The following is a 19,481-nucleotide window of genomic DNA, read 5'->3' as shown; positions in this document are numbered from 1 at the left end:
CGTCCTAATACTTGTGGAGACCCGACAACCGACCGGTAACCGACCCCGCGCCGCAAATCCTGCGAAACACCCTGATATCAGCCGAAGTCAAACGCCCGCGGTCGGCATCTTCGGCCGGCGCGGGACACGAATCGAGCCGGCCCCGGGGCGGCTCCCGCCGGGGGGCATTATCAACGAATCAGGGACGGTTGACCCGAATTTCCGGAAGATCGACTAAAACCGGGCGAAGCGTCGCGACCATGGTCATTCGCGACTTTCCCGCAGTCGATCCCAGGGGGACCGCCATGGCCTGGTACTCCGGAGCCACCAAACGTGAACTACAACCCGAATCCGACTCCCAACCCGGCATCCGCCCCACCCAGCTGATCCTTCACTCGATCGCCGCGCCGTGGTCCGGGGAACGGATGTACGAGTACTGGCGCGACTCGACCAACCTGGAGTCGCACTTCGGCTGCGCGTACGACGGGGGTCTGTTCCAGTTCATCGGCACCGAGACCCGCGCCGACGCCAACGCGTCGGCGAACCGGCGGGCCGACGGCACCGGAGCGGTCAGCTGCGAGAGCGCAAGCAACCTGGAGCACACCGACCCGTGGACCGACGCCCAGATCGCGAGCCTGATCCGGCTCGGCGTCTGGCTGCATGAACGGCACGGACTGCCGCTGCGGGTGTGCCGCACCTGGGACGACCCGGGCTACGGCTACCACCGCATGTTCGCCCAGTGGTCGCTGGGCGGCACCGCCTGCCCCGGCGATGCGCGGGTGCGACAGTTCACCGAGCTGGTCTTCCCCGGGATCGTGGCCGCCGCCACGGGCGGCCCGGCCGTCGACATCCCGGCCCAGCGGCCCGCCGTGGACCTGGCCGAACTGGTCGCGGCGGCGCGTTCGGACCCGGAGCGGGCCGGGACGCCCGTCACCTACATGGGGACACGCATGGTCGAGAACGCGCTGGTCGCGGAGGGGTTGCTGGCCGAGGGCCTGGCCGACGGGCACTACGGCACCGCGACCGTGCGGGCGTACGCGGAGTGGCAGCGCAGGCTCGGCTACAGCGGCGCCGACGCCGACGGCATCCCGGGCCGCCGCTCGCTGTCCCGGCTGGGCGACCGGCACGGGTTCACGGTGGCGTGAGCGATCCGCGAGCCGCGAGCCGCGCTCCACGAGTCCGCCGGGCCCGGAGCGCGGCGCCCTACGCCCCGATCGGCGTCGCTATACGCCCCGATCGGTGGCCACGAGCAGGCCGGTGACTATCGCCAGGAGCGACCACACCAGCCACGTCCACGCGACCGCTTCGTAGACCGCGCTGTACAGGCCGAGAATGGTCAGCAGTACGAGCGTGCAGACCACCATGCCGCGACTCTGCGGACCGTAGGTACGGATCATCGTCGCCTCCTCCGTCGGAGTCCGGGAACGCACCCGTGCGAGCCACGGTAGCGCAGCGCGTTCGACCACCGACAGATCACGACCGGTCGCAAACGCGCAGCGTGCGGGTCGGCACCCGGGGGTGGCCGCACCCGTCACAACCCGAATGGCCGCACCCGTCACAACACCAGGAGATCGAACAGCCGATCCAGGTCCGCCGCCGGATTCGCGGTCAACCCGCCGTGTACCGGGCCCGGTTGCACGATCGTGCTGCGCGGCGCGGTCAGCCAGCGAAAGCGCCGGCCGAGGGGCTCCGCGCCCGGCGCGCCGGCCGACTCGCTGCCCGCGCACACCAGCTCCCACGCGGCCAGTACCGCCCTCGCCTGGGTCGGGTCGGCCTCCGGGTCGAGCGCGCACAGCCTGGACTGCTCGACGTGCGTACGCGCGCCCAGGAAGTCGAAGGCCTGGCTGTACAGGGCCACCCCGACATTCAGACACTCCCCGCGCTCCACGCGCGGCACCAGCCGGATGATCGAGTACTCGAAGAACTCCCGCTGCACGGCCATCGTCATCACTTGAGCCAATCCGGACGGTTCGACGGCTGCGCGGCGCCCTGGCGCGCGGACACCTCGGGCGCGACCTCCGGCAACCACGCGCGCGGGGCGGCGGCGCGGGCCAGCAGGTGTGCGATGTACGCCTCGCGCAGCGCGCCGGGACGGTCCAGGCCGAGCGCCCGCTCCGCGTCGCCCGGTTCCAGCCACTCGTCCGGGACCAGCGCCAGCACCTCGGTCAGCAGCTCGCGGGTGATCCTGGGGGCCAGCTCGGCGTCGGCCTTGAGCAGGCCCGGTCCGCCGAGCGCGGCCAACACGTGGTCGCTCGCGTCGAACGGGCGTGTGGCGGCGGACGCGGCGGCCTGCCACGCGTGGTGGAACCACAACGAGGCGCCGTGGTCGATCAGCCACAACCGGCCGTGCCAGACCAGCAGGTTCGGGTTGCGCCAGGAACGGTCCACGTTCGAGGTGAACGCGTCCAGCCACAACACGCGCGCGGCCAGTTCGGGATCCGGCTCCCAGGTGGCGGGGGTGAAGTCGGCCGAGCCCGGCAGGAAGTCCATCCCGAGGTTCAGCCCGGCGCTGGCCTGCACCAGTTCCTGGACCTCCTGGTCCGGTTCGCCGCGCGCGATCACCGGATCCACCTCGACCCGGACCAGCGCCGGCACCGGCAGCCCGAGCCGACGCGCCAGTTCGCCCACCACGACCTCGGCGACCAGCACCTTGGGCCCCTGCCCGGCACTGCGGAACTTGACGACGTACGTACCGAGGTCGTCGGCCTCGACGAGCCCGGGCAACGAGCCGCCCTCACGCATGGGCGTGACGTAACGAATGGCATGGACCAGGGGAAGCATGCCCGAAACAATGCCACGCCCTCGACGCCGAAAAACACTCGCCCCGCCGCGCCCGTCCCCGACACCCTGGGCCGATGACCCACACCGACCGCGTCCTGGTCCTGTCCCCGCGCAGCACCGACACCGACCGAGCCCTGGCGAGCGCCGCCCACCGCCGCGACCTGCCGGTACGCCGCCTGCACACCTGGCAGGCGCCGGCCGACCTGATGGGCACGCGGGCGCACCTGTACGCGGGGCCGCTGTTCGCCGACGCGACCGCGCGTGATCTGGACCTGGGTCTGCTGGAGGCGCCGGAGGACTGGTTGGCGCGGCTGCCGGTCGAGCTGACCCGGCGGGAGATCACCGCGACCACGTTGGCGCACGCGTGGACGCTGCGTCGGCCGATGTTCGTCAAGCCGCCGAACGACAAGTCGTTCCCGGCCCGGGTGTACCGGGACGGCACCCAACTGCCGGGCAGCGACGCGGCGGACCCGGACACCGCCGTGCTGCTCAGCGAGACCGTCGTGTTCCGGGCGGAATACCGGCTGTTCTGCCTGGACGGGGCGGTGCACGCGGCGTCGCGGTACGCCGTCGACGGCGACCTCGACATCGCGCCCATCGCGGCGTGCCGGCGCGGTCCGGACGCGCTCGCGTTCGGCGCCGACGTGCTGGCGGCGGCCGGGGCGGACCTGCCCTCGGCGATCGTGGTGGACGTGGGGAGCACCGACGCGGGCTGGGCGGTCGTCGAGGCCAACGCGGCCTGGGCCTCGGGGGGCTACGCGTGCGAGATCGACCGGGTGCTGGACGTGGTGCTGCGCGCCGGTGGGCCGCGCCGGGAACTCGCGGCGCGGGACGCGGCGTTTGTCCGGCACGCCCCCGTCGTTCGGGACCGGGGGTGACGGTTCGGGGCCGGCGGGCGACACGGGGATGAGGGCCGGGCGACGGGTCCGGAGACAATGGGTGTACCCGGGTCCATCAGGATCCCCGCTCCTCGGGACGTGACACGCGTGAGTTCGCCGGAATCCAGCTCGGCGCCGATCGGCGACCTGTTCATGCGCCTGGCCAAGCGCATCCGGATCCGCGCCGGCCGCGAACTCGCCCCGTTGGGCCTGACCCCCGCCCAGGCGCACGCGATGAAGGTGCTCGTGCACGCCGGTGAGCCGCTGCGGATGGCGGACCTCGCCGCGCGCCTGGAGATCGTGCCGCGCTCGGCGACGACGGTGGTGGACGACCTGGCGGCGCGCGGATTGGTCCGGCGCAGCGCCTCGGCGGTGGATCGGCGGGCGACGTTGGTGGAGCCGACGGAGCAGGGGCGCGCCGAGGTGCGTCGGATCCGGGCGATTCGTCAGGGCGCGGGGGCGGCCGTGTTCGACCGGCTCGGCGAGGCGGACCGGGCCGAGCTGCTGCGGCTGTTGCGCCTGCTGGATCGGGAACTGGCCGAGCAGGAGTCGGCGGACCGGGACGGGGCGGGGCATCCGTGCGCGCGCGGGTCGGCGCGGTGAGTGGGGGTGCGGGGGCTCGGGTGATTCTGCCGAGAGCAGAGGGTCCTTCCCGTGGCGGCCGTACGCGGGCAGAGTCTGATCATGAGAACTTTGATCCTGGGTGGTTCCGAATTCGTCGGCCGGGCCCTGACCGACGCCGCGCTCGCCAGGGGATGGGACGTCACCGTATTCAACCGAGGTCGGTACGAACTCCCGCCCGAGGTAAGCCCGTTGGTCGGCGATCGCACCGTCGAGGGCGGTCTGGCGGCGCTGGCCGACGGTGAGTGGGACGTGGTCCTGGACACCTGGAGTGCCGCGCCCAGGGCGGTGCGGGACACGGCCGACCTGCTGGCCGACCGGGTCGGGCGCTATGTGTACATCTCCACGTGCTCGGTGTACGCGGAGCCGACGGCCCCCGGGGCGGGCGAGGAGGCGCCGTTGGTCGAGGGTTCGCCCGACGACGGCGACGTGGCGTACCCGATCGCCAAGCGCGGCGCCGAGGTCGCCATCGAGCGGGCCTTCGGCGATCGGTACGTGCACGCGCGCGCCGGCCTGATCCTGGGCCCGCGCGAGAACATCGGCCGCCTCCCGTGGTGGCTCAACCGGATCGCCCGGGGCGGCCCGGTGGTCGCACCCGGCCCGCGCGAGTCCCCGCTGCAGTTCATCGACGCGCGCGACCTGGCCGAGTGGTCGGTGCACGCCGCCGAGGCGGGCCTGAGCGGCCCGTACAACCTGATCTCGCCGACGGGCCACACCACGATGGGCGAACTGCTCGACCTGTGCGTGCGGGTCACCGGCTCCACCGCCGAACTGCGCTGGATCGACCCGGAGACGATCCTGGCCACCGGCGTCCAGCCGTGGATCGAACTGCCGGTGTGGGTCCCGCCGGGCGAGGACTACAACAGCATCCACCGCCGCGACGTGAGCAAGGCCCTGGCCGCCGGCCTCCGCATCCGCCCGACAGCGGAAACCGTGGCCGACACCTGGACCTGGCTCCGCGCCCTGGGCGGAGTGGCCCCCCAACGCCCCGACCGCCCGGTGGTCGGCCTGCCCCCGGAAAAGGAAGCCGAACTCCTCAAGTCCTGACAGGCCAAGGCGCCGTCGGCAACCCGGACCCGACGGCGCCCCCGGGGTTTCGCGAGCCCACCCCGCGCCCCGAGCCGAAGCGTTGGTACATACCCCGGCGCACCTTGCGGTGTGCCCACAGCCCTTGTGCGCCGGCTACCGATCCCCACTCAGCGAACCTGTCACCCTTCCCGGCACCCTCGCGGCCATCCGCGCGGCCCTCCCCGAAGACCGGCGCGCCGCGTTCGACGAGGAGATCGAAAACACCCCGCCTCGGCAGGTCGCCGCCATCGCGGCCCAGCGAGCCACGCCCCCCGAGACCCGCGCCCGCATCGACGCCGACGCTGCCCGGATCCGATCCGGCGACCTGTCCGGCCTGGTCAACGCCGCGGCGCCATCGGTTCATCACCGACACCTGGGGCTGGGAACTAGCCGCCGGGGTCGTCGAGGAACAGGTGGGCGAGGCGGTCGAGGAAGCCGCCGCGCGGGAAATGTTGGAGGAGACCGGTTGGCGGCCGGGCCCGCTTCGCCACCTGCTCAGCGTCGAGCCTTCGAATGGTCTCTCGAATGCCGTTCACCACGTCTACTGGTCGGACAGCGGCGAGCATGTCGGTGAGCCCGAGGACGCGTTCGAGTCGGATCGGGTCGAGTGGGTGCCACTGAAAGAAGTGCCGGACCTGATCGCGCGCGGGGAGATTCGTTCCGCCAACGCCGTGGCCGCGCTGCTCATGCTGCACCGGCGCCGTGGACTGTGACGCCGGCCCGAGGCGGTGGCGGTGGAAGCCGTGAGGCGCACCTAGGCTTCCCGCATGACGCATCGTGTGCTGTACGTCGTGGCCGGGGCTGCTCCTGCGCTGCGCGAGCTCAGGAGTCTGGTCCTCGCCCTGCGCGAGGGCGCCTGGGACACGTGTGTCACGCTCACCCCGACCGCTGCGGCATGGCTCGACGCGGGCCTCGACGACTTGGCCGCCCTTGCCGGGCGCCCGGTGCGCGCCCGCGAGCGCGGGCCCGACGATCCGCGGCCGTTCCCGGCTGCGGATGCCCTGCTCGCCTGTCCGTTGACGTTCAACAGCCTGAACAAATGGGCGCTCGGCATCTCCGACAACGTCGCCCTCGGCACCCTGAACGAGGCGCTTGGCGCAGGCATCCCGGTGGTCGCCGTACCCTGGTTCAAGAGCGCCCTGGCTGCGCATCCGGCCGCCACCCGGAGCCTGGACACCCTGCGCGCCTGCGGTGTCGACGTGATCCTCGCCAAGGACGGCGCACCGCTCGACGGCCACGACAAACGCGACTGGTCCACGGTAACCAGTCGCCTACCCACCGTCGCCCCAGGCGCATAACCGGCGCGGGCTCCACCCGGGTGCGCCGGCGACCGATCACGACCGCGGCGCTGCCACTCTGGAGCGCATGAGCGACCGACCCGTCATCCACGCCCATCACAACGGCCGGACCATCGAGCTGCCCGGAACCCTTCACGACATTCGCAGCGCCCTCCCCGAACACGAACGCGCCCAGTTCGACCGCGACATCGCCCACGCCCACATCGACAACCTCCCCGCCGTCGCCTCCGCCTGGGCCAAGACACCCGAGATGCGCGCCCACGACGACGCCATCGCGACCCGAGTCGCCGCAGGCGACAACACCGGCCTGTTCAACGCCGACGGCACGCCGGCAGGTGAGACGTGACCAAACCGGGTCCAGTACACCGACGCCGCGCTGACCGGCTACAAGGCCCTGTCCGCCGGAACCCGGCAAGCATTCGACCGGGCCGTCGACGCCATGTCCTACTCCCCGCGCACGCACGGCGACGCCATACGCAACAACCCGGACCGGCGCACCGCCGTCCTCGCCGGGGTGATCACCGAGTACGAGGTCAGCTCCGGCGTCCTCGTCGTCACCATGCTCCACGTCCGCGGATACTGACCCGCACCGCCGGACACCGGCCGCGCCCACCGGCTCGGTGGTTCGGGCCCGGCGGGCGGCTTTGCGCGGATGACGACGGGCGCGCGGGCGCGGGAAGGCGCCGCCCGCTGCTCCCGGGAGCGGGCGGCGCCTGCCATGTTCGGCCGGGTCGGAGGCGGGTTCCGGTGGCCCTCGGCCGAGTCCTGGGCGGTTACTTGGTCGTGTAGTGGACCTGGAGTTCCTTGATGCCGTTGATCCAGGCGTGGCGGAGGCGCCTCGCGTCGGCGGCCTTGGTGATGTCGGGCATCGCGTCGGCGATGGCGTTGAACATCAGGTTGATCTCCATGCGCGCGAGCGAGGCGCCGAGGCAGAAGTGCGGGCCGCCGCCGCCGAAGCCCAGGTGCGGGTTGGGGCTGCGGGTGATGTCGAACTTCGTCGGGTTCTCGAACACGTCCGCGTCGAAGTTGGCCGAGCTGTAGAAGATGCCGACCCGCTGGCCCGCCTTGATCTCCTGGCCGCCGAGCACGGTGTCCTGCGTGGCGGTGCGCTGGAAGGACATCACCGGCGAGGAGTAGCGCACGATCTCGTCCGCCGTGGTCTCCGGGCGCTCCGCCTTGTACAGCTCCCACTGGTCGGGGTTGTCGAAGAACGCCAGCATCCCGTGCGTGATCGCGTTGCGCGTGGTCTCGTTGCCGGCCACGGCCAACAGCAGGACGAAGAAGCCGAATTCGTCGGAGGACAGGCTGCCGTCGGACTCGGCGGTGATCAGCCGGGTGACGATGTCCTGCGCCGGGCACGCCTTGCGCTCCTCGGCCATGCCCATCGAGTACAGCATCAGCTCGGCGGCGGCCTGCGCGCCCGCCTCCTGCGACTCCGCGTACTCGGGGTCGTCGTAGCCGAGCATCTTGTTCGACCACTCGAAGATCTTCCGGCGGTCCTCCTGCGGTACGCCGATCAGTTCCGCGATCGCCTGTAGGGGCAGTTCGCAGGCGACCTCGGTGACGAAGTCGCCCGAGCCCTTGGCCTTGGCGTCCGCCACGATCTGCGCGGCGCGTTCGGTCAGTGCGGCCTGGAGGGCGTTGATCGCCCGGGGCGTGAAGCCGCGCTGGACGATGCTGCGCAGCCGGGTGTGCTCCGGCGGGTCTATGTTGATCATGATGAGCTTCTGCGCGTCGATGTTGGACATGTCCATGCCCTCGGCGAAGCGGATGATCGCGGTGTTCTTGTTCGTCGAGTAGATCTCCGGCTTGGTGGAGACCTCCTTGACGTCCGCGTGCCGGGTGACCAGCCAGTAGCCGTCGTCGCCGAAGTTGGACACCTCGGGCGTCTGCGGGACCCACACCACCGGGGACGTCTTGCGCAGCAGCGCGAACTCGTCGAGCGGGATGCGCGTGGTGTACAGGTCGGGGTCGGTGGGGTCGAAGCCGTGGTCGAGGACCGGACACGTCATGGTGGAACTCCCGTTGCCGGAGGGTGTGCGAGGTCGCCGCGGGATCCGGCCGGGGACGGGTGCCGAACGTCGCGGTGGAGCGGTGGTGCCGTGAAGCGGTGGCGGGGTCGTGCGGTCGTGCGGTGAGCGCGTGCTCGGTCAGACCCCGGCGACCGGGCCCGGCGCCCTGCGGCGCGGGCCCAGGAGCTTGCGGACCACACCGCGCAGGATGCGGCCCAGCTCGTCGTCGGGCAGTTCGGGGAAGGCGGCGACGGCGGAGTAGATGCCACCCATCGCCACCGCCGTCGACACGCGGTATTCGATCGAATCGTCGACGTCGTCGAGGACTTCGCGCACCCGCGCGGTGATCGAGGCGAGCCGGGGCTGAATGGCGGGATGGCGGCCTATCGCGACGTCCCGGTCGAGGATGACGGCGAGGGTGCGATACCGGATGAGGAAGTCGACGTAGCCCTCGAACAGCAGGCGTTGGCGAGCGGTGGTGCCGCGCCTGCTCTCGGCGACCTCCAACACCCGGTCCAGATCGTTCAGGGCCGGGCGCAGCAGGGCGTCGAGCAGTTCGTCCTTGGTCCGGAAGTGGTAGTACAGGGCCGCCTTGGTCACCCCGACACGGTCGGCGATGGCCTGCAGCGAGGTGCCGGCGAAGCCGTGTTCGCCGAACAGCTCCTCTGCCGCCAGGAGCACCCGGTCGTAGGTGTCCTCCGGTGCCGGAATCGCCACGGGTCCCCCTTCCTGTTGGCCATGAACATACGTCGACCTTTGCCAATCGACAAGGCTGATGGACCGTCAATTTTGATCTCGGAGCGGTTGTTCGCAAGGGAATCGGCTTGCCGATCGGCCAGGAGCGAACCCGGACGGGCTGACGATCGGGCCGGTGTGGTGATCACGCGTCGACCGCGACCCGAGCACCCGCCGATCACGCCTCGACCGCACCCGCCCACCCGAAGCGCCCCGCCGCACACGACGTGCCGGTAGGTTGCCGCCATGAGCGACTTCGAGGCCCGCATCGAGGCCGAGCGGCGGCGGTCGGCCGGTCCGGCATCCGGCACCGGCCCGACCTCGCCCGCACGTCGACCCGCCGACTGGGCAGCGATCGCCGAGCGCGTCGAGGCGCTGCTGGCCGCGACGGCCGCCGAGTTCGACCGCCGGGGCATCGCGGCACTACCCGTACTCGGCTACCCGCCGCCCGGAATACGCTCGCGACTCACCGGCCGCCGACCGACCGTCGTGGCCCACCGCCGACCGGTCCGGGACCTGTTCTCGCTCGACCACGCGGGTCGCCCGTTCCTGGAGCGCGACCCGTTCCCGGCCCGGCAGATCTGGCTGCGCACATCGCATCCGGGCCGGGCCAGGACCCTGGAGGCGGCCGTACTGCGCGCCGGCCTGACCCCGGACACCCTCATCCTCGACGAGGGCCCGCCCATCCCCCTCGACCCGGAGGAGGCCGCCCGCGAGGGCCGGTTGGGCGGCCGCTTCGCCGTCGCGGCCGACGGCACCCTGCTGGTGTACCCGACGGCGGCGGACGCCCCACCGATCCCGCTCGTCGAAGCGCTGACGGCGGCCGTGACCGGCGGCGACACGCACCGCTAGCCCACGCCCGCCCGATTCACTCCACGCCCTCGACGTACATCCCCCCACCACTGGCCCGCGCCCGCAGCGCCGCCCGCAGTCGCGCGGCCCGCCCCGCCGGCATCGCCGCCGCGCCCTGATCCGGCGTCAGCAGGTGCCACGCCCGCAACTCGTCGGCTTGGAGCCGGATTTCCCCGATCCGCTCGGCCGTCAACACACCCCCGTCGAACAGCCAGCGCATACCGCCGCGATGCCCGCCCGCCGGCGCCACCCATTGCGCCACGAGCAGGTTCGGCGCACCGTCGAGCACGAGCCCCAACTCCTCGCGCACCTCCCGGACGCAGCCCTCCCACGGCGACTCCCCCGGTTCCAGGATCCCGCCGGGAAACTCCAACCCCGGCTTGTAGTCCGGCTCGACGAGCAGCACCCGCCCCTCGGCATCGAAGAACAACGCCCCCGCGGCGCCGGTGATCCGCACGTCCGCCGCGTCTTTCGCACGCCCAATCGCCTGACTGTCCATGCCCCGCAGTCTGGCCGAGCCGACGGCACGCGCTCCGAGCGGGTCGCCGCGCATCCCACCCGCGTGTTCACCCCGCCACCGGGGCGGCGCGTACTCAGCCGCGCGTCGCCAGCCCGAAAACCACCACGTCGAGCAGCCGGGGCAACCGCTCCGGATCGTCCACCTCACGCTGTTCGTGCGCCCACGCGATCCCGTGCGCGAGGGTGAACAACCCGTCCGTGTCGATGTCGGCGCGCACCTCCCCCACCGCCTGCGCGCGGGTGAGCAGAGCGGCGCCGGCCTCGCGCATCGCATGGCAGGAGGCGTACAACTCCGACGTCTCGTCGGCGAGTGTGGCCATCAGCGTCGCGCTCATCCCCCGGAACGTACCGGCCCCCTCGATCAGCAGCCGCAACCACGTGGCCAGCGCGTCCCGCGCGCCGTCGGCGTCGCGCAACGCCTCGGCCCGCGCGGTGAGGCCGTCGTACCGGTCCCGCACCACCGCCTCGACCAGCGCGTCGCGCGTCGGGAAGTGCCGGTACAGCGTCCCGATCCCGACCCCGGCCCGCCGGGCCAACTCCTCCAGCGACGCGTCGACGCCCTGTTCGCGGAACACCACCCGGGCCTCGGCGAGCAGCCGCTCGTAGTTGCGCCGCGCATCGGCGCGCATCGGCCGGCTCATCGGCACTCCCTCTCGAACGACACCACGATTGTCAAACGGAGCCTGCCTCCATATGGTGGAAGAGGCAAACCGGAGGGCCCCTCCGGAATACCGGGCGGAGCCGTGCCCCAGGGCGGTGCCCTGCCTGAAGGCCGAACCCTGCCCACTGGGCGGAGCCGTGCCACGAGGCCCCGTCGGCGCCGCCCGCGCCCCACCCGCACACCCCGACGAACCGAAACGGAACCCGATGACGCACGACAAGACCGCCCTCGGCCGACTCGGCCTGTGGACCTTCGCGTTCGACGGTCGACCCGCCGGCGCGGTACGCGACGCCGCCGCCGAGATCGAGGCCCTCGGCTACGGCGGCCTGTGGGTCGGCGAGGGCATCGGCCGCGAGGCCACGACGCATGCCCAACTCCTGCTGTCGGCCACGCGTACGCTCCCGGTCGCCACCGGCATCGCGATCATGTCCGAGCGCACCCCGCGCCTGATGGCCGCCGCCGAGGCCACGCTCAACGAGGCGTATCCGGGCCGCTTCGTGCTGGGCCTGGGCGGCCACCGCGCCGCCGGGCAGGCGGACATCCCCGGCATGCCCAAGGCGAACACCGCCCCCGCCGTCGCGGGCGTCGGCGCGTACCTCGACGAGATGGACGCCGCCGTACTCGTCGGCGACCCGCCCGAGCGCCCCGCCCGCCGCGTGCTCGCCGCCCTCGGCCCCGGGATGCTCGCCCTCGCCGGCCGCCGGACCTGGGGCGCGCACACCTACCTGGTCACGGTGGACCACACCGCGCTCGCCCGGGAGACGATGGGCCCGGACCCGTACCTGTCCGTGGCGCTGACCGTGGTCCCTTCCCCGACCGCCGACCACACCCGGGCCCTGGAGGTGGCGCGCGGCTTCGTGGCCGGCTACCAGGCCGCCCGGCACCAGGTGAACAACCTCCGCCGACTCGGCTTCAGCCAGGCCGAACTCGACGGCGAGGGCACACGCGTGGTCGACTCCCTGTTCGCGATCGGCGACACCGAGACCATCGCCAAGCGCATCCGCGAACACCTCGACGCGGGCGCCGACCACGTTTGTCTCCAGATCCTCACCCCGGACCAGGACCGCATCCCGCTCGACGAATGGCGCGAACTGGCGGCGCTGATACCGGAGTTCGCCTGAGCCAGCCGGGCGCTTGCCGGCGCCCCTACCGTGGGGCGTAGACCACGTGCTCGAAGGGCCACCGGGCGGCGAGCCACGCGGACACCTCGTGGTGGAGCGGCGCATCGAGGTCGGCCCGGTCGGCCCGCACCCACGAGCGCACGTTGGTGATCGACGGATCGTCCCGGTCGGGATAGATGTACACACACCCGATGACGTCCTCGACGCCCTCCGCACTCCCGGCGCCGTCCGCGCCCTCGACGGCGAGCACCGTATAGGTGAACCCCACCCGCCGCGCGAAGTCGTCCGTGTGCTTGACCAGGTCGCGCAGGTTGTCCGCCGGGGCCATGCCCTCCGGCGGCGGCCAGTGGCGGCCGGCGAAACCCGGCGTGGCGCGGATGTGGTCGATGCTCGAGGTCCACGCGGCGAGGTCGGCCTCGTTGTGCCGGGCCGCCAGGGGTTCCAGCCGGAAGGACGGCGTGCTCGGCGGCGGGGGATCACGAAGTCGTCGGGGACGAAAGTGCGTTCGGCCATGATCGGAGCGTACGACAGGACGCCGGTGGTCGCGCCCTACTCCTCTCCCACGTCCCTGATCGCATCCGCCAACGACGCGAACGCAAACGTGCGTTCCGGGTCCCAATCGGTACTCCGCACCAACCGCTCCCGCATCCCCGCCCACCCCCGCGCCGCGCCCGCCACCACCCAGGCGTCCGGCGCCTGGGCGGTCAACCGCAGTGCCGGGCGCAGCCACGAGGCGGCCTGTTCGGGCCAGGACACGACGCTCACCACCTCGCCAGGCCAGGCCGCCGCGAGCGCGTGTGCGGCGGCGGTGGACGCGCGGTCCCGGCCGTGTCCGATCGCCAGCGTGCGTCGACCGGCCAACTTCCGGAGCAGGTCGGCCAGTTCCGCCTCGGTGTGCGGAGCGGGCGGGCAGCCCTTCCAGCGGGCGTACTCGGCCGGCAGGCACACCGCGCAGGGCCGGAACCCCGCCGCCACCGCGTCCGCCTCGGTCGCGAAGAAGACCCGGCTCGCCACATAGCCGCCGCGCGCGATCGCCCGCAACGCGCTGCGGCAGTCCAGCCGCCCGTACAGCCGGCCGTTCGTGGTTCCGCCCAGGGTGCCGGGGGTCGCACTGCGGTATGGTTGCCCGTCCGGCCCGATGAGCGTGTACCCGCCACCCGCGCCGGCGGCACCGGCGTTCACGGCACGCACGTCGCTCACGCCGCGTCGTGGAAGACGAGGCCGAGGGTGCGGCGCCGGCCGGAGTGGACCGTGCTGACCCCGTGCCGGATCGGGGCGGCCGACCAGCCCCGGGCCGAGCGGATCGGCCGGTCCCGGGTGGTGAAGACCAGCCCGTGCCCCTGCGGCAGGCTGATCGCGGTCCCGCGCGACTGCGCCCGGAAACGCTGTTCGGCCAACAGGAATTCGCCGCCCGTGTAGTCGACGCCGGGCTCGTCGAGGCCGATCACCACCTGCAGCGGGAAGACCAGATCGCCGTACAGGTCGCGGTGCAACGCGTTCCAGTCCCCCGGCCCGTAGCGCAGCAGGATCGGCGTCGGCCGGGTCTGGCCTGCCGCATGACACATCGTCAGCCACTCGTCCAGGGTGTCCGGCCAGGGTGCCGGCCGGCCCAGCCGTTCCGCCCACGCGCGGGCGATCGGCAGCAGGTGCGGGTAGCAGGACGCGCGCAGTGCCGCGATCGGCTCCGGGACGGGTGCGGCGAAGTAGCGGTACTGCCCGGCGCCGAACCGGTGTCTGGCCATGTCGATCGTGGCCCGGAACAGTTCGGGTCGGTCGTACAGATCCGCGATCTCCCGGCAGGTGTCCGGGTCCAGGATCCGGTGGGTCAGCGCGTGGCCGTGCTCGTCGAGGCGCGCGGCGAGGTCGGTGCCGGTCGCCGGTTCGGCGGCGAAGAGGGTGTCCACGGCGCTCACCCCAGCCGCGCCGGCAGCGCGCCCTCGTGGTCGAGCAGGTACTCCTTGCGGTCGAGCCCGCCGGCGTAGCCGCGCAGCGCGCCGTCCGCGCCGATCACCCGGTGGCACGGGCGGATCAGCAGCAGCGGGTTGGCGCCGATCGCGGTGCCCACCGCGCGAACGCCCGCCCGCGAGGTGCCCACACGTTCGGCGATCGCACCGTACGTGGTCGTGGTGCCGTACGGGATCTCGTCGACCGCGGCCCAGATCCGCTCCTGGAAGGCCGAGCCGCGCGGGGCCAACGGCAGCTCGAAGTCGCGCAGTTCGCCCGCGAAGTAGGCACCGAGTTGGCGCACCGGCTCGGCGAACACGGTCGCGTCGGCCCGCGAGTGGGCGGGCACCCGGGCCCCGCCCTTCTGGCCGGGTACGGACAGCGAGGTCAGCACGACCGTGCCGTCGGCTCGCTCCTCGCCGATCAGCAGCAGCTCGCCGAGCGGGCTGTCGAGGGTGGTGTGGACGGTCATCATGGCACCTTTCGCCAAGACCGCGGCCGCAGGCCGCGAGTACCGATCCCGGTGCGACACCGGGGCTTCCACCACCCACTGTGCGCGATCCGCGGCGCACCGTCCGGCGGGAATCGGACATGGCGTTGAGGCCCGAAGGCACGTCGCGTCGAGGGCCCCGGGAACGTCGCGTCGCGGCCCGATCCGGCGGCCTGCGGAAACCCGAAAATACGTTCCCCGACCCGCCGTCGGATCATGCACGATGGTTCCATGATCGAAACCGACCGCCTCCTGCTCCGCCGCTGGCACGACGACGACCTGCCCGCACTCACCGCGATGAACGCCGACCCCGAGGTGATGCGCTACGTCGGCCGCGGGCTGCCGCTTACCCCCGAAGAGAGCGCAGCGGCCCTGGCCCGCTACGAACGCGACTGGGAGGCACGCGGGTTCGGCCTGTTCGCGATCGAGTTGCGTACGCCCGACCCGGGTCCGGTCGGCACGGTCGTCGGCTGGGCGGGCCTGGCCGTACCGGAGTTCCTGCCGGAGATCCTGCCCGCCGTCGAGATCGGCTGGCGACTGGCCCGGCCGTACTGGGGTCACGGCATCGCCACCGAGGCCGCCGTCGAGGTGCTGCGCTTCGCGTTCGAGTACGCCCGCGTCCCGCGCCTGGTGAGCGTGTGCCACGTCGACAACGCCGCCTCGGCCAACGTGATGACGAAGCTCGGCATGACCGAGGAGCGCCGAACCGTCGTCCCGGGCCGCGAAAATCCGGTCCTGGTCACCGAACTCTCCCGGGGTCGCTACCTGCGCGGCCGGGTCTGACCGCCCGGCGCGTGCCGCTCGCGTCGTCCCGTGCGTCGATGCTCTACTGATGCGCGGCCGGCTCCGGCCACCGCCCGGTCCGATCCGGTGCGATCCGATCCGATCCGATACGAGTGCGCACAACAGGGAGAGTGGCGTCGTGGGTTCTGCTTCGGGTATGCCGCGCTGGGGTCGGACCGTGCCGGCCCTGGCCGGGGCCGCGGCCGGGGCGGTGTGGCTCTGGCGGCATCAGGGCGATCTGATGATGCGGCGTCCGGTGAACGAGTGGACCTTCACCCACATGCACGCGCTGATGCCCAAGACCGTCGTCCCGCGCGCCGCCACGCCGTCCCCGTGGCCGGAGCGGCCCGAGTCGATCGAGGCGACCTACGTCCTCGACCGGGTCGAGCGCCCGCTCGCGGACCTGCACGCGCGCACCTTCACCACGTCGTTCCTGGTGCTGCATCGCGGGGCGATCGTGCACGAGAGCTACCCGGGCCGCTGCGCCGGGCCGGGTGTGCGCTTCCAGGCGTTCTCTCTGACCAAGTCGGTGACCTCGATCCTGGTCGGCATCGCGCTGGCCGAGGGCGCGATCACCAGTCTGCACGACCCGGTCGTGACGTACTGCCCGGACCTGGCCGGGACCGCGTTCGAGGGGCCCACCGTCGAGCAGGTGTCGGACATGTGCAGCGGCGTGGGCGCGGTCGAGGACTGGACCGTCCCGGACAGCGCGATCAACCGCTTCGAACGCGCGGTCACCGGCGGCGGATCGATCCTGGACGTGATCCGCTCGCTGCCGCGGATGAGCCCGCCGGGCACCGCGTTCAACTACTCGACGATCGACACGCAGGTGCTGGGGTGGGTCCTGGAGGGCGCGACGGGGATGCCGATCGCGGACTACGCCGCAAGCCGGCTGTGGTCCCGGATCGGCACCGAGGACGACGCCTACTACTTCCTCACCCGGGCCCGCCCGCGCACCGCGCTCGGCGGCGGCTCGCTCAACGCGAGCACCCGCGACCTGGCCCGGATCGGCCTGCTGATGGCCCGCGACGGCGAGTGGGCGGGCGAGCGGATCGTGCCGAAGGAGTGGGTGGCGCGCGGCCGCGGCCGCGATGTCCCCCACATCGCGGTCGGCGCACTCGGCCCGAGCGGCCGACCGCACTACGGCTATTCGAGCCAGTGGTGGACCCTCGGCGGCGCGCGGCGCGCCTTCACCGGCATCGGCGTCTTCGGCCAATACCTCTACGTGGACCCCGAAGCCGACGTCGTCATCGTCAAGACCAGCGCCTGGCCCTCCGCCGACGACGAGTCCCTGGACCGGGAAACCATCACCGCGTTGCGGGCGGTGGCGGACCACCTGCACCGGGGCTGAGTCCGGGCGCCGCCGGCGGCGCGTCGGGCTACCCCGAGACGCAGAACTCGTTGCCGTCCGGGTCCTGCATGGTGGTCCAGTTCAGCCCGGGCGCGCTGCGATCCCCCACCACCGTGGCGCCGAGCCCGACCAGCCGGTCGACCGCCGCGACGCGGTCGGGGGCGGAGAAGTCGATGTGCAGCCGGTTCTTGCCGACCCGCGGCTCCGGCACCTGCTGGAAGCCGAGGACCAGCGGCTCGGCCGCCACCATGACGAACTCGCCGAAGTCCTGGGCGATCTCCACGCCCAGCGCGTCCGCCCACCAGGCGGCGAGCCGGCCCGCGTCGGCGCAGTCGATCGTGATCATGTGAGGTGTCAGTTCCATGCGCGCACGATATGAGCCGGGGCCGACATCGCGGGCGCACCTCCGCTGCCCGGAGTGTCGCAGCCCGCGCCGACATCAGGTGCGGGCGATGCCGCGCATCAGCGTGCGGGCGGTGCTCGCGGCGAATTCGGCCACGGGCGGGCCGTCCTCGACGCCCATGAAGTGCCGCAGGAACGCCCGCTGGTAGCACGCGCCCAGGAGCAGCGCGGCGGCCGCGTCGGGGTCGGCATCGGGCGCGATCCGGCCCCGATCGCGCTCCACCGCGAGGTAGTCGGCGAGCATGCGCAACGGTACCTGCGGACCGGCGCCGATGCCGCGCAGCGCCTCGCGGTGCCGGTGCAGCAGCGCGGGTTCGGCGAACAGGGACGAGGCGATCGGCATGCTCTCCTCGTAGAACTCCACGGCGCGGCGCACGATCGCCGCCAACCGCCGCTCCACGTCGCCGCCGGCCACGTCCGCACCCGCTCCGGACTCGCCCGTACCGCCCGCCTCGCCCGACTCGACCGCCTCGCCGGAGAGTTGCGCGAGCAGCGGCCCCAGTGGCGGCAGCCGCTCCTGGAGGACCGCGACGAACAGTTCCTCCTTGCCGGTGAAGTGCTTGTACAGCGCGGCCTCCGAGCACCCGGCGGCGCGCGCGATCTCCTTCGTGGTGGTCCGCGCCAGACCGAGCGTACGCATCAGATGCTCGGCGGCGTCGACGATGCGCTGCCGGGTGGGCGCCGGCGCCTGCCGGTCCGCGCCCGAGTGGGGCGAGTGGTGCATCGGGGCGGTCGTCCGTTCGTCGTGGGCGGTCCGGGCCGGGCTTGACGTAGTGGTGAGCAAGTATTCACCATGGAGGGGTGAGTGAACACTCACCCACCTTGGGAGGCAACACATGAGGCTCACCGTTCTCGGCGCGACGGGCACCACCGGCGGACACGTCCTGCGGCAGGCCGCAGCAGCCGGACACAAGATCACGGCCGTGGTGCGGGCGCCGTCCCGGCCCGACTTCGAACACCCGAACATCGACGTCGTCCGGGCCGACGTGACGAATCCGGCCGAGCTGCGCGAGGCGATCGACGGGCACGACGCGGTGCTCTCCGGCATCGGCCCGCGCAACCGCAAGGCCACCGGGATCGCCGCCGCCGCGACCGCCGCGATCATCACCGCGATGGCCGACACGGGCGTGCGGCGCCTGGTGACGATCAGCGCCGCGCCGGTGGGCCCGACACCGTCCGAGGACTCGATCCTCGTCCGCAAGGGCCTGATCCCGATCCTGCGCTCGATGCTCAAGGACGTATACGCGGACCTGGCGGCGGTGGAGGCCGAACTCGCCCGCAGCGACACCGACTGGACCGCGATGCGACCGCCGAAGCTGACCAAGGCGGCCGTCACCGGCGTGTACCGCACGCAGATCGGCGGCAGCGTGCCACGCGGCGCCACGATCGCCCGAGCCGACGTGGCACACGCGATGCTCGCGGTCATCGACGACCCGGCGACCTACCGCCAACCGGTCGGCATCGCGTACTGAACCCGCGCCGAACACGCACACGCGAGCGCACGCGCGGCCCGATGGTGGGACCACCCGGCGGCGGGGTACACGGGGGCATCCGGCACCGACCCCCACCCGGAGGCAGCCACCATGGCCCAGCGCACCACGGCCGGCGGACCCACCATCAGCGTCCGCCGCGTCTACGACCCCGTCGACTCGGACGACGGCCTGCGGGTCCTGGTCGACCGCCTGTGGCCGCGCGGAATCACCAAGGCCGACGCCGAGCTCGACGACTGGGCCAAGGAGTTGACCCCGTCCACCGAGCTGCGCCGCGCGCTGCACGGCGGCAGTCTCACCGAGGCCGAGTTCGGCGCCCGCTACCGCGCCGAACTCGACTCCCCGGCAGCCGAATCCGCCCGCACCGCGCTACTGACCCGAGCCGGCACCGGGCGGGTAACCCTGCTCACCGCCGTCCGCGATCCATCCCACAGCCACGTCCCGGTCCTGATCGCATACCTGACCGAAAAGATCTGAAAGACCTGAAAGACCTGAA

General features: G+C 72.5%; 26 protein-coding genes and 1 pseudogene. 14 read left to right on the top strand and 13 right to left on the bottom strand.

What is annotated here, in order from left to right:
- Positions 1 to 284 precede the first annotated feature (284 nt).
- Positions 285 to 1,124 carry an N-acetylmuramoyl-L-alanine amidase gene (locus ACMXN5_RS29605; RefSeq protein ID WP_395790119.1) on the top strand — a complete coding sequence of 280 codons (840 nt, stop codon included), beginning with the start codon at positions 285 to 287 and terminating at the stop codon, positions 1,122 to 1,124.
- A gap of 78 nt (positions 1,125 to 1,202) precedes the next feature.
- Here ACMXN5_RS29605 and ACMXN5_RS29600 read toward each other — a convergent pair whose 3' ends face one another.
- The 3 genes from ACMXN5_RS29600 to ACMXN5_RS29590 all read right to left on the bottom strand — a co-directional run bounded on the left by ACMXN5_RS29600 (position 1,203) and on the right by ACMXN5_RS29590 (position 2,760).
- On the bottom strand, positions 1,203 to 1,376 hold the full coding sequence (locus tag ACMXN5_RS29600; RefSeq protein WP_160161587.1) for a hypothetical protein: 174 nt from the start codon (positions 1,374 to 1,376) through the stop codon (positions 1,203 to 1,205).
- A 158-nt stretch (positions 1,377 to 1,534) separates the two neighbouring features.
- Positions 1,535 to 1,927 (bottom strand): DUF3037 domain-containing protein, encoded by a 393-nt coding sequence (locus ACMXN5_RS29595; protein WP_078974045.1) that lies wholly within the window; start codon positions 1,925 to 1,927, stop codon positions 1,535 to 1,537.
- A complete protein-coding gene (locus tag ACMXN5_RS29590; protein ID WP_439677809.1) occupies positions 1,927 to 2,760 on the bottom strand; it encodes a HipA family kinase in 834 nt (277 codons plus the stop codon). The genes ACMXN5_RS29595 and ACMXN5_RS29590 overlap by 1 nt, the downstream gene beginning before the upstream one ends.
- A gap of 74 nt (positions 2,761 to 2,834) precedes the next feature.
- Between ACMXN5_RS29590 and ACMXN5_RS29585 the strand changes: the two genes are divergently transcribed.
- The 7 genes and pseudogenes from ACMXN5_RS29585 to ACMXN5_RS29555 all read left to right on the top strand — a co-directional run bounded on the left by ACMXN5_RS29585 (position 2,835) and on the right by ACMXN5_RS29555 (position 7,208).
- Positions 2,835 to 3,638: an ATP-grasp domain-containing protein gene (locus ACMXN5_RS29585; protein ID WP_439677808.1), complete on the top strand. Its 804-nt coding sequence runs from the start codon at positions 2,835 to 2,837 to the stop codon at positions 3,636 to 3,638.
- 108 nt (positions 3,639 to 3,746) lie between these two features.
- On the top strand, positions 3,747 to 4,241 hold the full coding sequence (locus tag ACMXN5_RS29580; protein ID WP_439677807.1) for a MarR family winged helix-turn-helix transcriptional regulator: 495 nt from the start codon (positions 3,747 to 3,749) through the stop codon (positions 4,239 to 4,241).
- 81 nt (positions 4,242 to 4,322) lie between these two features.
- Positions 4,323 to 5,306: an SDR family oxidoreductase gene (locus tag ACMXN5_RS29575; protein WP_439677806.1), complete on the top strand. Its 984-nt coding sequence runs from the start codon at positions 4,323 to 4,325 to the stop codon at positions 5,304 to 5,306.
- Between the two features lie 371 nt (positions 5,307 to 5,677).
- Positions 5,678 to 6,040 (top strand): annotated as a pseudogene (locus tag ACMXN5_RS29570) (NUDIX hydrolase); the annotation flags it as partial.
- Positions 6,041 to 6,094: 54 nt separating this feature from the next.
- Positions 6,095 to 6,625, top strand: a complete 531-nt coding sequence (locus ACMXN5_RS29565) for a flavoprotein (RefSeq protein WP_439677805.1) — start codon at positions 6,095 to 6,097, stop codon at positions 6,623 to 6,625.
- Between the two features lie 67 nt (positions 6,626 to 6,692).
- On the top strand, positions 6,693 to 6,971 hold the full coding sequence (locus ACMXN5_RS29560) for a hypothetical protein (protein WP_439677804.1): 279 nt from the start codon (positions 6,693 to 6,695) through the stop codon (positions 6,969 to 6,971).
- A 93-nt stretch (positions 6,972 to 7,064) separates the two neighbouring features.
- Positions 7,065 to 7,208, top strand: a complete 144-nt coding sequence (locus tag ACMXN5_RS29555; RefSeq protein WP_439677803.1) for a hypothetical protein — start codon at positions 7,065 to 7,067, stop codon at positions 7,206 to 7,208.
- Between the two features lie 190 nt (positions 7,209 to 7,398).
- On the opposite strand, the gene ACMXN5_RS29550 is transcribed toward ACMXN5_RS29555, so the two are convergent.
- Positions 7,399 to 8,637 carry a cytochrome P450 gene (locus ACMXN5_RS29550; protein WP_439677802.1) on the bottom strand — a complete coding sequence of 413 codons (1,239 nt, stop codon included), beginning with the start codon at positions 8,635 to 8,637 and terminating at the stop codon, positions 7,399 to 7,401.
- Between the two features lie 138 nt (positions 8,638 to 8,775).
- Positions 8,776 to 9,354, bottom strand: coding sequence for a TetR/AcrR family transcriptional regulator (locus ACMXN5_RS29545; protein WP_380028738.1), 579 nt, complete (start codon positions 9,352 to 9,354; stop codon positions 8,776 to 8,778).
- A gap of 264 nt (positions 9,355 to 9,618) precedes the next feature.
- Between ACMXN5_RS29545 and ACMXN5_RS29540 the strand changes: the two genes are divergently transcribed.
- Positions 9,619 to 10,224, top strand: coding sequence for a hypothetical protein (locus ACMXN5_RS29540; protein WP_439677801.1), 606 nt, complete (start codon positions 9,619 to 9,621; stop codon positions 10,222 to 10,224).
- Positions 10,225 to 10,240: 16 nt separating this feature from the next.
- Here the strand turns inward: ACMXN5_RS29540 and ACMXN5_RS29535 are convergent, their stop codons facing one another.
- Together ACMXN5_RS29535 and ACMXN5_RS29530 are read right to left on the bottom strand one after the other, a co-directional pair.
- Positions 10,241 to 10,723 carry an NUDIX domain-containing protein gene (locus tag ACMXN5_RS29535; RefSeq protein WP_439677800.1) on the bottom strand — a complete coding sequence of 161 codons (483 nt, stop codon included), beginning with the start codon at positions 10,721 to 10,723 and terminating at the stop codon, positions 10,241 to 10,243.
- A 94-nt stretch (positions 10,724 to 10,817) separates the two neighbouring features.
- On the bottom strand, positions 10,818 to 11,384 hold the full coding sequence (locus ACMXN5_RS29530) for a TetR/AcrR family transcriptional regulator (RefSeq protein WP_439677799.1): 567 nt from the start codon (positions 11,382 to 11,384) through the stop codon (positions 10,818 to 10,820).
- A gap of 226 nt (positions 11,385 to 11,610) precedes the next feature.
- Between ACMXN5_RS29530 and ACMXN5_RS29525 the strand changes: the two genes are divergently transcribed.
- Positions 11,611 to 12,525 (top strand): TIGR03620 family F420-dependent LLM class oxidoreductase, encoded by a 915-nt coding sequence (locus ACMXN5_RS29525; protein ID WP_439677798.1) that lies wholly within the window; start codon positions 11,611 to 11,613, stop codon positions 12,523 to 12,525.
- Between the two features lie 25 nt (positions 12,526 to 12,550).
- Here ACMXN5_RS29525 and ACMXN5_RS29520 read toward each other — a convergent pair whose 3' ends face one another.
- The 4 genes from ACMXN5_RS29520 to ACMXN5_RS29505 form a co-directional block, all read right to left on the bottom strand.
- A complete protein-coding gene (locus ACMXN5_RS29520) occupies positions 12,551 to 12,853 on the bottom strand; it encodes a hypothetical protein (protein WP_439677797.1) in 303 nt (100 codons plus the stop codon).
- A gap of 221 nt (positions 12,854 to 13,074) precedes the next feature.
- Positions 13,075 to 13,725 (bottom strand): hypothetical protein, encoded by a 651-nt coding sequence (locus tag ACMXN5_RS29515; RefSeq protein WP_439677796.1) that lies wholly within the window; start codon positions 13,723 to 13,725, stop codon positions 13,075 to 13,077.
- Entirely contained in the window at positions 13,722 to 14,438 is a 717-nt protein-coding gene (locus ACMXN5_RS29510) for a 2OG-Fe(II) oxygenase (protein ID WP_439677795.1), read from the bottom strand. Before ACMXN5_RS29510 ends, ACMXN5_RS29515 begins: the two co-directional genes overlap by 4 nt.
- Positions 14,435 to 14,941 (bottom strand): methylated-DNA--[protein]-cysteine S-methyltransferase, encoded by a 507-nt coding sequence (locus ACMXN5_RS29505; RefSeq protein WP_439678115.1) that lies wholly within the window; start codon positions 14,939 to 14,941, stop codon positions 14,435 to 14,437. The genes ACMXN5_RS29510 and ACMXN5_RS29505 overlap by 4 nt, the downstream gene beginning before the upstream one ends.
- A 249-nt stretch (positions 14,942 to 15,190) precedes the next feature.
- On the opposite strand from ACMXN5_RS29505, the gene ACMXN5_RS29500 reads away from it, so the two are divergent.
- On the top strand, positions 15,191 to 15,742 hold the full coding sequence (locus ACMXN5_RS29500) for a GNAT family N-acetyltransferase (protein WP_439677794.1): 552 nt from the start codon (positions 15,191 to 15,193) through the stop codon (positions 15,740 to 15,742).
- 139 nt (positions 15,743 to 15,881) lie between these two features.
- Positions 15,882 to 17,093 carry a serine hydrolase domain-containing protein gene (locus ACMXN5_RS29495; protein WP_439677793.1) on the top strand — a complete coding sequence of 404 codons (1,212 nt, stop codon included), beginning with the start codon at positions 15,882 to 15,884 and terminating at the stop codon, positions 17,091 to 17,093.
- Positions 17,094 to 17,121: 28 nt separating this feature from the next.
- Here the strand turns inward: ACMXN5_RS29495 and ACMXN5_RS29490 are convergent, their stop codons facing one another.
- Both ACMXN5_RS29490 and ACMXN5_RS29485 read right to left on the bottom strand, forming a co-directional pair.
- Positions 17,122 to 17,457, bottom strand: a complete 336-nt coding sequence (locus ACMXN5_RS29490; protein ID WP_380001652.1) for a VOC family protein — start codon at positions 17,455 to 17,457, stop codon at positions 17,122 to 17,124.
- A gap of 75 nt (positions 17,458 to 17,532) precedes the next feature.
- Complete coding sequence (locus ACMXN5_RS29485; RefSeq protein ID WP_395790337.1) at positions 17,533 to 18,219, bottom strand: TetR/AcrR family transcriptional regulator; 687 nt, start codon at positions 18,217 to 18,219, stop codon at positions 17,533 to 17,535.
- A 112-nt stretch (positions 18,220 to 18,331) separates the two neighbouring features.
- On the opposite strand from ACMXN5_RS29485, the gene ACMXN5_RS29480 reads away from it, so the two are divergent.
- Positions 18,332 to 18,967 carry an NAD(P)-dependent oxidoreductase gene (locus ACMXN5_RS29480; protein ID WP_439677792.1) on the top strand — a complete coding sequence of 212 codons (636 nt, stop codon included), beginning with the start codon at positions 18,332 to 18,334 and terminating at the stop codon, positions 18,965 to 18,967.
- A gap of 111 nt (positions 18,968 to 19,078) precedes the next feature.
- Positions 19,079 to 19,462 carry a DUF488 domain-containing protein gene (locus ACMXN5_RS29475; protein ID WP_439677791.1) on the top strand — a complete coding sequence of 128 codons (384 nt, stop codon included), beginning with the start codon at positions 19,079 to 19,081 and terminating at the stop codon, positions 19,460 to 19,462.
- Positions 19,463 to 19,481 lie beyond the last annotated feature (19 nt).

This window comes from Embleya australiensis, assembly GCF_051903075.1.
Lineage (GTDB): Bacteria > Actinomycetota > Actinomycetes > Streptomycetales > Streptomycetaceae > Embleya.
The sequence above is the reverse complement of the archived record's forward strand: the minus strand, read 5'-3'. Positions and strand labels throughout refer to the sequence as shown.

Excerpts from the sequence above, each read along its gene's own strand:
- ACMXN5_RS29595 (WP_078974045.1), bottom strand. The coding sequence starts at position 1,927 with ATGACGATGGCCGTGCAGCGGGAGTTCTTCGAGTACTCGATCATCCGG.
- ACMXN5_RS29500 (WP_439677794.1), top strand. The coding sequence starts at position 15,191 with ATGATCGAAACCGACCGCCTCCTGCTCCGCCGCTGGCACGACGACGAC.
- ACMXN5_RS29530 (WP_439677799.1), bottom strand. The coding sequence starts at position 11,384 with ATGAGCCGGCCGATGCGCGCCGATGCGCGGCGCAACTACGAGCGGCTG.
- ACMXN5_RS29565 (WP_439677805.1), top strand. The coding sequence starts at position 6,095 with ATGACGCATCGTGTGCTGTACGTCGTGGCCGGGGCTGCTCCTGCGCTG.
- ACMXN5_RS29505 (WP_439678115.1), bottom strand. The coding sequence starts at position 14,941 with ATGACCGTCCACACCACCCTCGACAGCCCGCTCGGCGAGCTGCTGCTG.
- ACMXN5_RS29520 (WP_439677797.1), bottom strand. The coding sequence starts at position 12,853 with ATGGCCCCGGCGGACAACCTGCGCGACCTGGTCAAGCACACGGACGAC.
- ACMXN5_RS29485 (WP_395790337.1), bottom strand. The coding sequence starts at position 18,219 with ATGCACCACTCGCCCCACTCGGGCGCGGACCGGCAGGCGCCGGCGCCC.
- ACMXN5_RS29535 (WP_439677800.1), bottom strand. The coding sequence starts at position 10,723 with ATGGACAGTCAGGCGATTGGGCGTGCGAAAGACGCGGCGGACGTGCGG.
- ACMXN5_RS29475 (WP_439677791.1), top strand. The coding sequence starts at position 19,079 with ATGGCCCAGCGCACCACGGCCGGCGGACCCACCATCAGCGTCCGCCGC.
- ACMXN5_RS29605 (WP_395790119.1), top strand. The coding sequence starts at position 285 with ATGGCCTGGTACTCCGGAGCCACCAAACGTGAACTACAACCCGAATCC.
- ACMXN5_RS29590 (WP_439677809.1), bottom strand. The coding sequence starts at position 2,760 with ATGCTTCCCCTGGTCCATGCCATTCGTTACGTCACGCCCATGCGTGAG.
- ACMXN5_RS29480 (WP_439677792.1), top strand. The coding sequence starts at position 18,332 with ATGAGGCTCACCGTTCTCGGCGCGACGGGCACCACCGGCGGACACGTC.
- ACMXN5_RS29490 (WP_380001652.1), bottom strand. The coding sequence starts at position 17,457 with ATGGAACTGACACCTCACATGATCACGATCGACTGCGCCGACGCGGGC.
- ACMXN5_RS29585 (WP_439677808.1), top strand. The coding sequence starts at position 2,835 with ATGACCCACACCGACCGCGTCCTGGTCCTGTCCCCGCGCAGCACCGAC.
- ACMXN5_RS29540 (WP_439677801.1), top strand. The coding sequence starts at position 9,619 with ATGAGCGACTTCGAGGCCCGCATCGAGGCCGAGCGGCGGCGGTCGGCC.
- ACMXN5_RS29560 (WP_439677804.1), top strand. The coding sequence starts at position 6,693 with ATGAGCGACCGACCCGTCATCCACGCCCATCACAACGGCCGGACCATC.
- ACMXN5_RS29525 (WP_439677798.1), top strand. The coding sequence starts at position 11,611 with ATGACGCACGACAAGACCGCCCTCGGCCGACTCGGCCTGTGGACCTTC.
- ACMXN5_RS29550 (WP_439677802.1), bottom strand. The coding sequence starts at position 8,637 with ATGACGTGTCCGGTCCTCGACCACGGCTTCGACCCCACCGACCCCGAC.
- ACMXN5_RS29555 (WP_439677803.1), top strand. The coding sequence starts at position 7,065 with ATGTCCTACTCCCCGCGCACGCACGGCGACGCCATACGCAACAACCCG.
- ACMXN5_RS29575 (WP_439677806.1), top strand. The coding sequence starts at position 4,323 with ATGAGAACTTTGATCCTGGGTGGTTCCGAATTCGTCGGCCGGGCCCTG.
- ACMXN5_RS29600 (WP_160161587.1), bottom strand. The coding sequence starts at position 1,376 with ATGATCCGTACCTACGGTCCGCAGAGTCGCGGCATGGTGGTCTGCACG.